The organism is Nocardiopsis sp. NPDC055879 (genome assembly GCF_053615935.1).
Genome location: NZ_JBSHCT010000037.1, coordinates 1 through 14,860, shown reverse-complemented (window position 1 = coordinate 14,860; position 14,860 = coordinate 1). Strand labels below are relative to the sequence as shown.

At 69.2% G+C, this 14,860-nt stretch carries 15 protein-coding genes; 2 read left to right on the top strand and 13 right to left on the bottom strand.

Annotation, left to right across the window (positions count from 1 at the left end):
* Window positions 1–86: 86 nt before the first annotated feature.
* Window positions 87–383, bottom strand: a complete 297-nt coding sequence (locus tag ACWGKS_RS27950; RefSeq protein WP_358509789.1) for a DUF4287 domain-containing protein — start codon at window positions 381–383, stop codon at window positions 87–89.
* A 227-nt stretch (window positions 384–610) separates the two neighbouring features.
* On the opposite strand from ACWGKS_RS27950, the gene ACWGKS_RS27945 reads away from it, so the two are divergent.
* Both ACWGKS_RS27945 and ACWGKS_RS27940 read left to right on the top strand, forming a co-directional pair.
* A complete protein-coding gene (locus tag ACWGKS_RS27945) occupies window positions 611–2,137 on the top strand; it encodes an FAD-dependent monooxygenase (protein WP_358509786.1) in 1,527 nt (508 codons plus the stop codon).
* Entirely contained in the window at window positions 2,134–2,754 is a 621-nt protein-coding gene (locus tag ACWGKS_RS27940; RefSeq protein ID WP_358509783.1) for a TetR/AcrR family transcriptional regulator, read from the top strand. Before ACWGKS_RS27945 ends, ACWGKS_RS27940 begins: the two co-directional genes overlap by 4 nt.
* A gap of 18 nt (window positions 2,755–2,772) precedes the next feature.
* Here ACWGKS_RS27940 and ACWGKS_RS27935 read toward each other — a convergent pair whose 3' ends face one another.
* From ACWGKS_RS27935 to ACWGKS_RS27880, 12 genes are all read right to left on the bottom strand, one after another.
* Window positions 2,773–3,687 (bottom strand): SDR family NAD(P)-dependent oxidoreductase, encoded by a 915-nt coding sequence (locus ACWGKS_RS27935; RefSeq protein WP_358509780.1) that lies wholly within the window; start codon window positions 3,685–3,687, stop codon window positions 2,773–2,775.
* Window positions 3,688–3,753: 66 nt separating this feature from the next.
* Window positions 3,754–5,325: a hypothetical protein gene (locus ACWGKS_RS27930; protein WP_358509777.1), complete on the bottom strand. Its 1,572-nt coding sequence runs from the start codon at window positions 5,323–5,325 to the stop codon at window positions 3,754–3,756.
* Window positions 5,322–6,197, bottom strand: a complete 876-nt coding sequence (locus ACWGKS_RS27925) for an ABC transporter ATP-binding protein (protein WP_358509774.1) — start codon at window positions 6,195–6,197, stop codon at window positions 5,322–5,324. Before ACWGKS_RS27925 ends, ACWGKS_RS27930 begins: the two co-directional genes overlap by 4 nt.
* Window positions 6,190–6,777: a TetR family transcriptional regulator gene (locus ACWGKS_RS27920; RefSeq protein ID WP_358509772.1), complete on the bottom strand. Its 588-nt coding sequence runs from the start codon at window positions 6,775–6,777 to the stop codon at window positions 6,190–6,192. Before ACWGKS_RS27920 ends, ACWGKS_RS27925 begins: the two co-directional genes overlap by 8 nt.
* Before the next feature lie 107 nt (window positions 6,778–6,884).
* Complete coding sequence (locus ACWGKS_RS27915; protein ID WP_358509769.1) at window positions 6,885–8,504, bottom strand: ABC transporter permease; 1,620 nt, start codon at window positions 8,502–8,504, stop codon at window positions 6,885–6,887.
* Complete coding sequence (locus ACWGKS_RS27910; RefSeq protein WP_358509767.1) at window positions 8,501–9,403, bottom strand: ABC transporter ATP-binding protein; 903 nt, start codon at window positions 9,401–9,403, stop codon at window positions 8,501–8,503. Before ACWGKS_RS27910 ends, ACWGKS_RS27915 begins: the two co-directional genes overlap by 4 nt.
* Complete coding sequence (locus ACWGKS_RS27905; RefSeq protein ID WP_358509764.1) at window positions 9,400–10,053, bottom strand: TetR/AcrR family transcriptional regulator; 654 nt, start codon at window positions 10,051–10,053, stop codon at window positions 9,400–9,402. Before ACWGKS_RS27905 ends, ACWGKS_RS27910 begins: the two co-directional genes overlap by 4 nt.
* 104 nt (window positions 10,054–10,157) lie before the next feature.
* Window positions 10,158–11,045: an aminoglycoside phosphotransferase family protein gene (locus ACWGKS_RS27900; protein WP_358509761.1), complete on the bottom strand. Its 888-nt coding sequence runs from the start codon at window positions 11,043–11,045 to the stop codon at window positions 10,158–10,160.
* A gap of 52 nt (window positions 11,046–11,097) precedes the next feature.
* Entirely contained in the window at window positions 11,098–11,853 is a 756-nt protein-coding gene (locus ACWGKS_RS27895) for an iron ABC transporter ATP-binding protein (protein WP_358509758.1), read from the bottom strand.
* Window positions 11,850–12,884 (bottom strand): iron chelate uptake ABC transporter family permease subunit, encoded by a 1,035-nt coding sequence (locus tag ACWGKS_RS27890; RefSeq protein WP_358509756.1) that lies wholly within the window; start codon window positions 12,882–12,884, stop codon window positions 11,850–11,852. Before ACWGKS_RS27890 ends, ACWGKS_RS27895 begins: the two co-directional genes overlap by 4 nt.
* A gap of 16 nt (window positions 12,885–12,900) precedes the next feature.
* On the bottom strand, window positions 12,901–13,893 hold the full coding sequence (locus tag ACWGKS_RS27885; protein WP_358509753.1) for an ABC transporter permease: 993 nt from the start codon (window positions 13,891–13,893) through the stop codon (window positions 12,901–12,903).
* Window positions 13,894–13,978: 85 nt separating this feature from the next.
* Window positions 13,979–14,860: siderophore ABC transporter substrate-binding protein (locus ACWGKS_RS27880; protein WP_452524652.1), on the bottom strand; the 882-nt coding region annotated here is incomplete at its 5' end.

Here is a 14,860-nt window from a genome sequence, read left to right as displayed (position 1 = left end):
GCGCCCCCGCCCGCGCTGCGTACCCGGGTGGACGAGGCCGCCGATGTCTGTCCCTCGGGAGCGATCACCGTCACCGACTGACGGGTTCAGGTCCTGTTCGGGTTGCTCGCCTTGCCGTCGAGCCAGAGCTCCGCCGACTCGTCCCGGTGGCTGCCCGAGGCGCCCACGTGCTCGGCGTCGATCCTCGGCCCCTTCTTGATGACGTGGACCAAGGCCATCGCGTGGCCGCGCCCCAGCCCGTGGTCGTCGCTCAACCACTGGATGATGGTGCCGGCCTTGACCGAGGGATCGTCGAGCCCCTTCTCCTTGGCGAGGTCGACCAGCTCACGCGGGACCAGACCGGTCTTGTCCTCGATGGTGTCCAAATAGGCCTGGAACGACATGGGCTTCTCCTTCGATCAAGGGTTCAGGGCCCGATGCTCGCATTCGCCTACGACGTTTCCGGAGAAGCGGGTCGGAGGTAGGCCACCGAACCGCCGGCGCGGATGTACTGAACGAGCCTTCCCGGACTCCTGGCGGCGTCCGGGCGGGTGAGTACGGCCTTGACGTGCCCGTCCACTCGGGGCTTAATATGTTTACGATCCCGCCCCGTTAATAAAAAGAGGTGGCCATGTACGACGCCGAAGTCCTGGTGGTGGGAGCCGGCCCCACAGGATTGACCACCGCGTGCGCGCTCATGCTCCAAGGTGTCCCCGTGCGGGTGATCGACGCCGCCGAGGGACCCTCGTGGAGCTCCCGGGCGAACTTCCTGCACGCGCGGGGAGCCGAGGTGCTCGACCGCTTGGGAGCCTTGGGGGATCTGCCCGAACAGGCGATCTCCGCGCTGACCATCAAGGTGCACGTGGCCGGTGAACCGGTCTCCGTGGTGCGCTTCGGGGACGTCGGCCTGCGCACCAGTCGCCCCGCGCTCCTCACTCCCCAATCCGAGGTCGAGAGGGTCCTGCGGGAGCGCTTGGCGGACCTGGGCGGTTCGGTGCGGTGGGGTACGCGACTGGTCGGGATCCGACAGGACCTCGACGGGGTGGTCGCCTCCGTGGAGGAGGGCGACCCGATCCGGGCGCGCTGGCTCGTGGGCGCGGACGGGGCCCACTCCGCCACGCGCAAGCTCGTCGGCGAGGCATTTCCCGGAGCCCCCATCGCCGACACCTGGTTGCTCGCCGACGTGCACATGGACTGGTCACTGGAACCGGACGGCTCCTACGGGTGGCTGCATCGCGACGGTGTCCTCGGCGCCCTGCCCATGCGCGACCCCGCCGGTGAGGGTGTGCTCTGGCGTCTGATGGCCTACGTTCCGGGGCTCGGAGAGCAACGTCCCGGCGAAGAGGAGATCCTCGAACGACTGCGCACCTTGCTCCCCGAACGCACGCACATCGCCAGGGCGCGTGTACTCGACGCCACCTGGACCTCGGTCTTTCGCATCCACCGACGGCTGGCGGATTCCTACCGCCGGGGCCGGGTCCTGATCGCCGGGGACGCCGCGCACATCCACTCGCCGATGGGCGGGCAGGGGATGCTGACGGGCATCGGTGACGCGGAGAACCTCGCCTGGAAACTCGCCCTGGTCTTGCGAGGGAAGGCGGGATCGGCCCTGGTGGACACCTACCAGGACGAGCGGCGACCGCTGGCCGAAGTCGTGTTGCGCACCACCACGGCCAACTCCCGCCTTCAGTTGGGAGAGGGAAGGGTACTGCGCTACCTCCGAGAACACGTCCTTCTCAAGCTCATCGACCTGCCCGCGGTCCAACGCTGGGCGACCTCGATCGCCTCCCAGTTGAGCGTGAGCTACCGCAAGGGCCCCTTGGGCGGACGACGTCCATCGTTCCCTTCGAAACGCCCCGGCCCGGGCGATCGGGTTCCGGACCTGCCGTGCCTGGGAGAGGACGGCGAACCGACCCGACTGCACGGTGAACTCGGCTCGCACTGGGTCCTGCTGGCACCCACGCGGGAACCGACCGAGGCGGACACCGTCCGGGAGCGTCTCGGGAACGACGTCACCGTCCTCACCCCCCGTTCAGCGGGGCTCCGCGACCTCCTGCTCGTCCGTCCCGACGGACACCTGCTCTGGCGCGGTCGTACCGGCGACGACCGGATCGGACGTGTACTGGACGGCCTGCTGAACGAAGGGCGGACCCGATGACCACCGGACCGGAGCGCCCCCGGCGTGGGCGGCCGCGCGACCCGGCGACCGACCGGGCGATCCTGGACGCGGCCTTGGAGTTGTTCCTGGAGAAAGGAGCGGGGGGAGCCTCCATACAGGCCATCGCGGCGCGCGCCGGGGTCGGCAAACCGACGGTCTACCGACGCGGGTCCTCCAAGGAGGAACTGATCGCCCAGGCCATCGAACACGGGCGAGGGGACCACCCCGAACGACCGCCGGACGACACGGCGAGCGTCGCCGAGGTGATCGAACAATCCCTGCCTGCCTCCGTCGCACTCATCACCGAACCCGGGTTCCGCGCCCTGCTGGCCCAGATGTTGGGGTCCGCAGGGACACATCCGCGCATCATGGAGGCCAGTTGGGAGCACTACATCCTGCCCCGCCGCCGCGTCGCGGCGCTCCTGTTGGAACGCGCGGTGAAGGAGGGAACGGTCGATGCCGAAGCGGACTTCGACGCGCTCATCGACATGATGGTCGGTGCCGTCATTTACCGGGTCCTGCAACCGGAGCCCTTGGACCGGGAGCGGGCGGAACGGCACCTGCGGTCGATCTACCGACAGGTGGGTCTGCTCCCCCCGACACACGGCAAGGCCTGATCGTCGTCGGGGTCGGCCTCACCAAGCCCACTCCGGGTGGCCGGTCTGCTCTTGACTGACCCGCCACAGGCGTTCCCGGGCGTTCCCATCACGGGCGGACGGTGGCAGGGGGACGGGACGGCATCGTTCGTCCAGGTAGACCCCTCGCGGTGGGTTCCGGTCGGCCGTCTCACCATCGGTTCGGCCGTTCCAGGCGTCCTGCCGCGTGGCCAGGCGAGCATAGGTCCGGGCCATGCGTTCCGGGGAAAGCGCCACCTGGTTCTTGGGGGCGTACAGCGCCCGCAGGACACGCGGCATCGAGGCCAGCCGATCGGGATCCAGGCGTACGGCCGGAACCCGGAGACAGACCACGTCGACGGAGCCACGAGCGTGCTGGGCGATCCGAAGACTCGTCATGATCTGGGCGAGTTTGGCGTGGTAGTAGGCCTTGGTCGGGCTGTACCAGCGTGGGGAGTCGAGTTCGTCGAAGCGGATCCTGGTCCACGGCATCGTGACGAGACCCTTGCTGGCGATGGTCAGCAGTCGCGGTGCCGGGGCGGTGGCCATGAGCGGGCTGAGCGCGGCGGTGAGCCTGTGCGGTCCCAGATGGTCGGTGGCCCAGACGAGTTCGTGACCGTCCGGGGTGAACCGGGGTACGCGCATCGTCTGGTCGAAGATCGCCGCGTTGTTGATCAAGACGTCGAGTCGGTCCAGGGTCGCGCCGAGGTGGCGCGCGGCGGTCTCGATGGACGCGGGATCGGAGAGGTCGGTGACGACGAGCCGTGCCGCGACGGTGGCTCTGTCGTTGATGCGCTCCAAGGCCCTCTCACCTCGGGCCGGATCGCGGCACAGGGCGAGAACGCGGTGTCCTTCGGCGGCGAGTCGTTCCGCCGTGCGAAGGCCGATTCCGGAGTTGGCCCCGGTGATGGCGATGGTGAGGGAGGTTCGGGGCACGACGGTCTCCTGGGGTGGTGGTCGGACTCGGGTGGCTCGACATCGGCCTCACGTGGCGTCCTGGTCTCAGGACCGTAGTCGGGAACCCATGCGTCGCGCGAGCAGGAGGGAGACGATCACGGTGGTCGACAGCCCGCCGATCAGGATCGACGTGGTGGAGACGGCGTCGGTCGCGGACCCGGTCAGGGCCAGGAACGCCCAGGCCGGCGGTAGGACGAGCAGTGGTGTCCACCAGGGCGCGGGCAGTATCCAGAGCAGCGACGGAACGAGGATCGAAACGGCGGCCGCGCCCTTCAACACCACCAGTGCCTCCACCTTGTTGCTCGCGTAGGCCGCGGTGGTCGACACGACCAGAGGCGCGACCGACGTCGCCAACGCCACGGCCGTGATCAGCCCGGGGGACCACTCCGGCGCCAACCCCGACAGAGACACGGAGAGCATCAGGCCGATCAGGGTGAGCAGGGCCGCCGTCCCCGACCAGAAGCCGAAGTAGGCGGTGGGTGAAAGCGGGGAGACCCGCAGAAGCAGGAGGATCCGGTCGTCGATGTCCTCCACCACACGCAACGCCACGGCGGCCCCCACCATCAGGGGAATGTGCAGGAGCAGAGCGCCGAAGACGGCCGGGGTGTGTGGAAGGAGGTCGAATCGGTGAACCGACCACAGGTACTCGACGAGTACGGGATGGGCCCACCGGAGCGCCAGGAACAGAGGGACGAGCGCCAGGACGATGATCGTCAACAGGGGGTCGCGTCGCGCGCCGACCAGTTCCCATCGGATCAATCCCAGGAGTGGGTGGCGTCTCCTCCCGGACGGTGACGCGGAGCCCGTGCGCACGTGGCCGCGCCGTCCTGCGGCACCTTGAGTCCGGACACGGTCCGTTTCCGGTTCGCGGACCGCCTTCGACACGGGTCCGCGCCGCCGTGGTGCTCCGCCGGTGGGATCGGCGGGGGCCATGGCCGCCCATCGACACACGGCCATCGCGCACCCCAGGGCGTACGGCAGCGCGAGCACAATGCCGAGGCCTCCCGACGCGCCCACCTGCCCGGTCACGCCGTAGTGGACCAACTCGGCGCCCGCCGTGGTGGGGACGGCCCACAGCAGGAGGCTCTGAACGATCTCGGTCATGTGCAGCACGGGAACGAAGATGAGTGGAGCCAGGACGGGTGCGATGGCGATGAGGGCACCCTGGAGGGTACGGGTACGTGCTCCCAGACCCAGGCACATCCCCACCAGGAGGACGGACGTGAGCAGGACTCCGGCCGTGGTGAGTCCGAGCGCGCTCCAGAACCGGTCACCGGTCGGCACCACCATGGTCACCGGGATCGCGATGGCGATGACCGCGAGGGTGAGGACCAGGACGCGCGCGACGGTGGCCGTCCCAGGGCCGACGGGGGTGACCGCGCGTGCCGCGTCCGTGCCCTCCACCCGCTCGAACATCAACAGGGCGACGGCGAACAACGCCCCGAAACCCGCGGTGTCCAGGAACAGCAGGTACGGCGCCACCGCCACCGCCGTCGACGCGGGAAGGGCCGCCAGTAGAGCGGTCCAGAGCACGGCGAGGATCGCGGCGATCGCCACGATCCCGTACCGTCGCGCCACCTTGGCCTCCACGGCGCAGGCACCGAGGAGCCGTGTCACAGCCGAACCTTCGTGACCGCCGCGAAGACCTCGTCGAGTGTGGCCTCGCGGGTGTGCAGGGTCGTGACGGTGCCCGAGCCCACGAGGGCGGACAGTTCGCCGTCGGGGCCCAGGGCGGTGAGGTCGAATACCCGCCGTCGCGTGCGGCCCTCGCACGAGTACTCGGCGACGACACCGGGTTCGCCGTGGCGTAGACGGAAACCCCTGGGGGTGTCCAGGGCGACGATCCTGCCGTCGACGACGAAGGCCAGGCGGTCGCACAGCTCTTCGGCCGTGCGCATGTCGTGGGTGGTGAGGAAGACCGTGGTGCCCCGGTCCGCCTCGGCTCGGATGATGTCGCGCAAGAGGGCCGCGTGAACCGGGTCCTGACCCGAGGTCGGTTCGTCGAGGAAGAGCAGGTGAGGTCGGTGCAGCAGGGCGCGGGCCAGGCTCAGACGCATCCGCATGCCCTTGGAGAACGCGCTCAGCCGACGGTGCGCGGCCTCGCCCAGACCGACGCGGTCCAGGATCTCGTCGATCCCAGAGGTGGGGCCGCCGTGCAGGGAGGCGAACACCTCCAGGTTCTCCCTCGCGGTGAGCCGGGTGAACTCGGCGGGCAGTTCGAACCCCACGCCTATCCGCTCGTAGTAGTCCCTACCCCACTCCGACAAAGGACGGGAGAATACGCGCACCCGGCCTTCGTGGTCGGGTAAGAGCCGGGTCAGTACCCGTTGGACCGTGGTCTTGCCGGCACCCGAAGGGCCGAGGAAACCGAAGACCTCGCCCCGGCCCACGGTGAAGTCCATGCCCCGCACCGCGTACTCACGCGTCCCTCTATAGCGCACCCGTAGATCGGTGACGGAGACGACGTCCTCGGTTCGTCGCTCAGTCATCGTCGGTCCCCGGTGCTTCGAGCGCGTCGAAGGCCTCTTCCACGAGCGCGATCAGGTCGGTGTCACCGTTGTTCTCCACCCAGGCGGTGATCGCGGTGGTGAGCGCGGCGACGCAGGCCGATGCCACCACCCTCGCCGCCAGTGGCGGCGGCTCGGCCCCGGAAGGATCGCCGAGCCCTCGCTCGAAGGCGTCCTGTGAGCCGCGCAGGCTTTCGGGCATTCGGGAGCGCAGGATGGGGGTGCTCAGCAGCAACCGGGAACGCAGGTACAGGGCCCGCCGATCCTGGGCGTAGACGGCCGGGAACACGCTCAGGACCGCGTCGCGCACACGTCGCAGCGGAGGGAGCCGGCGTGGCTGGGCGCGTACCAGCTCTTCGAGGAGGGGGTCGTAGTCGTCGCGGAGGACCACGTCCTCCTTGGTGGGGAAGTACCGGAAGAACGTCATGTGGGAGACACCCGCTTCGGCCGCGATCCGTTCCACAGTCGTGGCCTCGTATCCGTGCTCGACGAACAGCCGGAAGGCCGCCTCTCGCAGCGCCTTCCTGGTGCGTTCTCGCTTCCGCTCACGCCAGTGCGTCATGGCCCGGCCTCATTAATATGTTAGTCCCTAACATTTTTCCGGAAAGTCTAGCCCGGGCCGGCGGACAGGACCAGCCCCCGGCTCGGCGCTCCGGCCGCGTCCGGTGCTCAGGCCGGGATGTCCCGATGGCGCAGGGCCCACCACCCCAGCGTGATGAGCGACAGCGCCAGGAGCGCGAGGAGAAGAGGAGCGGCGTCGGTCGTTCGGTAGTAGGGGTTGACGTGCGCGAACGGGGAGGTGAGTAGGAACAGGGACTCCGGGACCGTTCCGACCTTGACCGCGATCTCGACCAGGACACCCACCGCCAACGCGGACCAGCCGAGTGCCACGCACAGGCGCGGGACCGCTCCGAAGGCCAGGAAGGTGACGGCGACGATCACCCACGAGGCCGGGACCAGGGACAGCGTGAACGCCGTGAAGCGGATGACGTCGCCGGCGGTGTCCTTGGTGCCCAGGGCGGACCCCGTTCCGACCGCGACGCCCAACACGGCGAGGAGCACGGTGGGGCACACGAAGGAGACCGACAGGTGCGCCACCGCCCAGCGAGTGCGTTCCACGGGACCGGACAGCAGTAGTTCGCCCGTTCCCGCGACCTCCTCTCGGCGTGGACGCAGGGTCGCCGACACGGCTTGGGCCGCGATCGGGAACACGAACACGAACACCGTGTAGACGAAGAAGACCCGCGCCGGCTCCACCCCCATGCCGGCGCCCATCGCTCGAACCCAGGCCGTGTCCGCGTATTCCGCCATCGCCCCCGATCCGACGTACCCCATCGCCAGGCCGCATCCGGCGATCACCGTCGCCCACAGCAGGAGGGACGCCCGTTCCGAACGCAGGGCCAGAGCGAACACCGAGCGGAGGGAAGGTGCGGCCCGGGCGGGCCCGGCCCGGTCGGGGAACAGACCCCCACCCAGGTCACGACGGCCGGCGAGGGCGAAGGCGACCGCCACCACCACCGCGGTCCAGATCGGCACGGGCAGCAACGCCCACCATCGCTCGTCGGTGAAGGGACGAACGTTCTCCAGCCATCCGTTCGGTACCAGCCAGGTCGTCCAGAGGCCTTCGCCGCCCGCCATCGCACCGAGTCCGCGCAGGAGGTGCAGGGCGTAGAAGGCGCCGAAGGCCAACCCGAACGCCGCTCCGGTACGTGTGGTGACCTGGACGGCCACAGCGGCCAGGGACGCACCCACCCACACCGAGGAACCGATCACCAGCGCGAACGCGGTGGAACCCGTGGCGGGTGCGCCGGTGACCACCAGACCGGCCGCGATCGCGGCGGCGATCACCACACCAGCACCCAGCGCCACGATCAGGGCGGCGGCCAGATCAGCGTGTCGGCCCAGTGGAAGACCGCCGAGTAGCTCGCGCCTTCCGGAGGTCTCCTCCGCGCGGGTGGTGCGAACGACCAGCAGTACCGCGCCCAGAGCGGCGCACAGGGTCCCGACCGCGAAGGCCTGCTGGGCGGCGAGCGCCTCGGCGGTGTCGGCGAACGCCCGCCCCTGGAACAGGACGAACATGGGGATCTGCTGGAGCTGCTCCCATCGGTCCGCCCGGTCGGCCGCGGTCGGATAGGTGGTCCTGGCGGCGGCCACACCGCCCAGGACGATACCGATCGTGGACAGCACCCACGCCGTGAGCAGGACTCGTTCCCTGCGCGGGATCTCCCGGGCCAGGAGACCGGCTCCGGTCGACGAACCTCCGACGCGACGGGTGACGATCGAGGTCATCGCGTGCCCCCGGCGGTGTCGTAGTGGCGCAGGAACAGTTCTTCCAGGGACGGTGGGTGCGCGGTGAGGTCGCGGACCCCCAGTGACGCCAACCGGGAGCACAGTTCCGTCAGGGAGCGCGGTTCGACGAGCAGACGCACCCGATCGCCCGACACCTCCAGGTCGTGCGCCCCGGCCAGATCCGCCAACGCGCTGGGCGAGGAGGTGAGAACGGCGGTGACGGTGACGCGGGACAGGTGCCGGAGGTCGTCGAGGGTGCCGCTCTCGACGGTGCGTCCGGCACGGACGATGGAGACCCGGTCGCAGAGAGCCTCCACCTCCGAAAGGATGTGGCTGGAGAGCAGTACGGTACGACCCCGGTCGCGTTCTTCGGTGATGGTGCGGCGGAACACCTCCTCCATGAGCGGGTCCAGGCCGGAGGTGGGTTCGTCCAGTACGAGGAGTTCGGTGTCGGCGGCCAGCGCGGCCACCAGGGCGACCTTTTGCCGATTGCCCTTGGAGTAGGCACGCCCACGGACACGGGTGTCCAGCGCGAAGCGGTCCACGAGTTCGGTGAGCCTGCGCTCATCGATGCCACCGCGTAGGCGGCCGAGCAGGTCGAGCGTCTCACCACCGGACAGGCCCGGCCACAGGGCGACGTCCCCCGGCACGTAGGCGAGGCGCCGCCGCAGGGTCGCGGTGTCCCGCCACGGGTCGCCGCCGAGCAGGTGCACGCTGCCCGCGTCGGCGCGGGTCAGCCCGAGCAGGACACGCAGGGCGGTGCTCTTTCCGGCCCCGTTGGGTCCCAGGAGGCCGTGGACCTCCCCGGTTCGTACGGTCAGGTCCAAGCCGTCCAGTGCGGTGGCGCGGCCGAAGCGTTTGAGGAGTCCGCGAACGCGGATGGCCTCGGTCGTGCTCATGGTTCCTCCTGCCACGGGCCCGTGGCCTCGTCGGAGATGGGACGCCCTCGCCCTTGGGAGAGGAACGCGTGGGTGGCCGAGTGGACCTCGACCATGGCCGCGACCAGGCGTGGGGTGTGTGCGGGGTCGAGGGGGTCGACGCCCATGCGACGGCCGATGTGGGTGTGCAGAGCGAGGGTGGACAACTGCATGGCTCCCATGACCGTGGCGGTGTCCTGGGTGGTCGTGGCTCCGGCCGGGTAGCGGTGGGGGTCCTGTTCGGTGAGGAAGCGTTCGGCGAGCGCCGCGCCGGTGTCGAAGAGTTCCGAGGCGGCGGGAGAATCCTCCACGAGTGCGCGGGCCAGGTAACGGGTGCTCGAACCGCTGGCCCGGTACATCGAGTCGAGGAACCCGGGGGCGGCGGTGTCCTTCTCCAAGGCCCGCCGCGCCTGATCCAGGAGGGTGCCGATCGCGTACTCGTCGCAGGCCCGCCGCAACCCTTCCTTGGAACCGAAGTGGTGGCGGATCAGGCCGGTGGAGACACCTGCCGCTGCGGCGATGAGCTGCACGGTGGCCCCTTTGACCCCGCGTTCGGCGAAGACCTTCAGCGCGGCGTCGCGGATCCGCGCCCGTCCGGTGAGGTCTTCGTTGGTGAGGCGGTCGATGTCCATGACTTCAGGCTACACGTTCGTGTAGTGAACTATAAGGGCGTGTAGCCTTTGGTCGCGCGGGGGCCGCTGAGACCGGTGATCGACCCAGCCCCGTGGTCCCGGGGTCAGTCGTCCTTGAGGACCTGGGCGGTGGTGTGTTCGCCGATCCCGGCCAGCAGGGGGTTGTCGGCGGTGCTGGTGACGAGCACCGACGCGTAGACGACCGCCCAGGCGCGGGCGCGCTTCCAGGTGTGTTCGTCGACGCCGACGAGCCCGTCGAGGCGGTCACGGAAGCGGACGCGGTCGGGGGCCTCGAAGGTCATCCAGGCGGTACCGAGATCGGTGGCCGGGTCGCCGCAGGTGAGGTCGCCGAAGTCCAGGACGGCCGCGAGTCCGTTCGCGTCGTCGACCACGATGTTGGCGGGGTGCGGGTCACCGTGCAGCCACAGGGGCGGGCCCTCCCGGGCCGGGGTGTCGACCAGTTCGTGCCACAGGTCGAGGAGGTCGGCGGCGCGGGGGTGGTCGGAGTCGTCGAGGCGTTGGACGACGCGCTCGTGGCGTTCGCGCAGGGGCACCCCGCGGACCGGGTTCCGTGGGGCCTCCGGTGGCGCGGGTACGTGCAACCGGGAGAGGAAGAGCGCCAGGGGTTCGACGAGGGGGCCGCGCTCGGCGGGTGGGACCTCGGCCGCGGTACGGCCCTCGAACCACGGGTTGACCGACCAACTCCAGGGGTAACCATGGCCGGGGCGGCCCACGTGGAGCGGCGCGGGCACGGGAACGCCGACGCGCGTGGCGATCTCGGGCAGCCACCGTTGTTCCTTGAGGACCAGGTGAGCGGCGATCGAGCGGCGGGGCATGCGCACGCACAGGTCATCGCCCAGGGAGAACAGCGCGTTGTCCCACCCGTTGGCGACGGGTTCGATGGGGAGCCCGGCCAACTCGGGGCACTGCTCGCGCAGGAGCGCGCGGACGAGGTCGGGGGTGACGTCGACTTCGGCTCGGGGGGTGCGCATCGTTCCAGTATGGGGCACGGGAGGCGCGCCCTCCCGTGCCCGGAACGGGGGCTCAGTAGTAGACCGCGAGCGGTCCGTTGGGTCCGTCGACGACCGTCACCGGGGTCTCGAACACCCGGGTGAGCACCTCGTCGGTCATGATCTCGTCCGGTGTGCCGAACTCGACGACCGAACCGTCCTTGACGGCGCAGATGTGGTCGGCGTAGTGGCCCGCGAAGTTGATGTCGTGCAGCACGATCACGATCGTGCGCTCCAGTTCCTCCGCCGCGCGTCGCAGGTGCTTCATCATCTGCACCGAATGGCGCATGTCGAGGTTGTTGAGCGGCTCGTCGAGCAGCACGTACTCGGTGTCCTGGCAGAGCACCATCGCGACGTAGGCGCGCTGACGCTGCCCGCCCGACAGTTGGTCGAGGTAGCGGTGTTCCAGGTCGGTCAGGGCCAGGAAGTCGATGGCCCGGCTGACGATCTCCTCGTCGGTCACGGTCAGCCGCCCCTTGGAGTAGGGGAAACGGCCGAACGCGACGAGTTGGCGCACCGTCAGCCGGGTGACGAAGTGGTTCTCCTGGCGCAGGATCGAGACGACCCTGGCCAGGTCCTTGGACGCCGTCTTCGACACGTCGTGACCGGCGATGTCGATGGTGCCCTGGTCCAGGCCGAGCAGCCGACCGATCATCGTCAGCAGCGTCGACTTGCCGGCGCCGTTCGGACCGACCAGCGCGGTCACGCCGCCCTTGGGGATCCGCAGGTCGACGGGGCCGATCGCGACCTCGCTGCTGTACTCCTTGCGCACACCGGTCAGGGTGATCACAGTCGGCCCTTTCTGAGGATGACGAACAGGAACACCAGTCCACCGACGAGTTCGATGATGATCGAGACCACGCCGTTGGCGTAGAAGATGTTCCGCATGACGAAGTAGGCGCCGTTGAGCACGACGAAGCAGGTCAGCACCGCGACCGGGAAGACGTACCGGTGGTCGTGGGTGTCGGCGAACTGGTAGGCCAGCGTCGCCACGAGGAAGCCCAGGAAGGTCATCGGGCCGATGAGCGCGGTGGAGACCGCCATCAGGATCGACACCAGGAACAGCACGCGCATCGTCTCGCGGCGGTGGTTCAGGCCCAGTCCCGTGCTCGCGTCACGCCCCAACGCCACGATGTTCAGCCGCCGCGAACTCGCCCACAGCAGGACGGTGGCGATCAGGCACAGCGGTACCGCGACCGGCAGGTAGGACGCGTCGGCGTTGGCGATGTTGCCGAACAGCCGCGCGGCCAGCACGTCGAACTCGCTGGGCGTGAGCAGCCGCTGCATGAACGTGGAGACCGAGGCGAGGCCACCGCCGATGATGATGCCGATCAGCAGCATGATCTGCAGGTTTCCGTACCTGCCGGACAGCAGCCATCCGTACAACAGCATCGAGAAGCCGACCATGAGCGTGATCTGTAGCAGGAACTGCGAGACGCCCTGGACCGCCATGATCCCGGCGACGCCCAGGAAGTACACGGCGGCGGTCTGGATGGCGGTGTAGAGCGCCTCGAACCCCATGATCGACGGGGTGATGATGCGGTTGTTGGTGACGGTCTGGAAGCTGACCGTGGCGACGGCCTGGCAGATCGCGACCACGGCCATGATCACCAGGTTCGTGGCGCGCAACTCGGCGATGCGCCAGAAGCCGTCCGAGCCGATCGGCATCGGGTTGTCCCAGGCCAGCTGGCCGAAGGCGAATCCGATCGCGAGCACCGAGAGCACCGCGATGATGACCAGGTAGCGGCGACGGGCGCGCGGGGTGGACAGGGTGCGCGAGGAACGCTCCGAGGGCGGCGCGGTGAGCGGACGTTCGGTCACACGGGAAACGGTCGTCTCAGCCACGGCGACGCTGCCTCAACAGGAGAAGGATGAACACGACGGCACCGACGACCCCGAGGATGAGGGACACCGGTACCTCGAAGGGCATGATGATGGTCCGGCCGATCAGGTCGCAGACCGTGACGATCCCCACGCCCAACAGACACACCCATGGCAGGTTGCCGCGCAGGTCGTCGCCGCGGAACATCGAGACGACGTTGGGGACGATGAGGCCGAGGAAGGGCAGGTTGCCCACCACCACGGTCACGACTCCGGTCGCCACCGCGATCAGCCCGGTGCCGAGCAGGATGACCCGGTTGTAGTTCAGGCCGACGTTGGTGGAGATCTCCTCGCCCAGGCCGGCGACCGTGAACCGGTCGGCGACGACGAACACCGCGACGGCCACCAGGGCCACGATCCACAGCATCTCGTACTGGCCCCGCAGCACCGAGGTGAAGCTGCCGGCGAACCACACGCCGAGGTTCTGCAGCATGTCGGTCTGCAACGCGATGAAGGTGGAAACCGCGCTGACGACGGCGCCCAACATGATGCCCACGATCGGGACGATGAGCGAGGACCGCAGGGTGACGCGGCGCAGGAAGAGGAAGAACACCATCGTGCCGATGAAGGCCGCCAGCACCGCGCCGAACATGCGGGTGGCGATGCTCGCGCCCGGCAGCAGGATCATCACGGTGAGCAGGCCGAGCCCGGCCCACTCGGTGGTGCCGGTTGTCGTCGGTTCGACGAAGCGGTTCTGCGTCAGCAACTGCATGACCAGGCCGGACATCGCCATGGCGGCGCCGGCCAGTACGAGGGCGATCGTGCGCGGGATGCGGGTGATCGCGAACATCTCGTCACCGTCGTCGGCGCCGAAGACGTCGTACACGCCGGTGAACAGCGACAGCACGAGCAGTGCGCCCACGACGGCGACACCGATGAGCAGCTTCCAGTCGAGGAGCCGGCCCTTGTCCCGTGTGCGCGACGGGGCCGGGGTCGCGGTGTTCGTCATGTTCCGGTGACCTCCGCGCGGCGGCTCGCGCCGGCGGTGGTGCTCCAGGCATCACCGCGGGCGCGAGACATTCGGGTGGGCCGGATCAAGCCTGAGCCTCCAGGGAGTCGGCGAAGGCGTTGAAGAACTCGGTGTAGGTCTGGATGCCCTCGTTGGTGTAGGTGTCGACGGGCATGTGGACGATCTGCTCGTCCTCCACGGCGGTCACCTTCGAGAGCGCCTCGGAGCTCGCCAGGATGTTCTCGGCGGTCTCGTAGCCCTCCTCGTCGGCGGCGACGGCGGCGTCGCGGTCCATCACGAGGATCCAGTCGGGGTCGGAGTCGGCGATCGCCTCGACGGAGATGTCGTCGCCCTGGTGGTCTTCGCTGGAGCCCTCGACCTCCAGTGCCGGGGTCAGCTCGAAGATGTCGAAGGCCGGGCCGAGGGTGCGACTGACGCCCGGGGCCAGGTAGCCGATCTCGCCGCCGGAGGTGGTGACGGCCATGACGCTGTCGCCCCCGTCGTAGGCCTCGTTGACCCGCTCGACCGAAGCGTCGAAGTCGGCGATGGTCTGCTCGGCCTCGTCCTGCTTGCCGAAGACCTCGCCCAGGACCTCGACCTGGCGCTTGAGTTCGGCGTCGAAGGGCTCGCCCTCACGCGGGTCCAGTTCGAGGATGGTCGCGTCTGGCACCAGGGAGGCGATGTCGTCGTGGTACTGGGCGAAGCGCTGCCCGTTGACGACCAGGTCGGGTTCGGCGGCGACGATCGCTTCGAGGTCGGGCTCCCGGTGCGAGCCGAGGTCGATGATCGAGTCGTTCCGCGTGTAGTCGATGGTGTCGGGCATGAGGGACACGGCACCGGCGGAGAGCTCCACGCCCCAGTCCGAGAGGGTCTCGAAGGTGCGGTTGTCGAGCGCCACCACCGACGCGGGCGGGACGGCGACCGTCTGCGTGCCGTTGTTGTCCTCGACCTCGACGGTGTCGCTCGC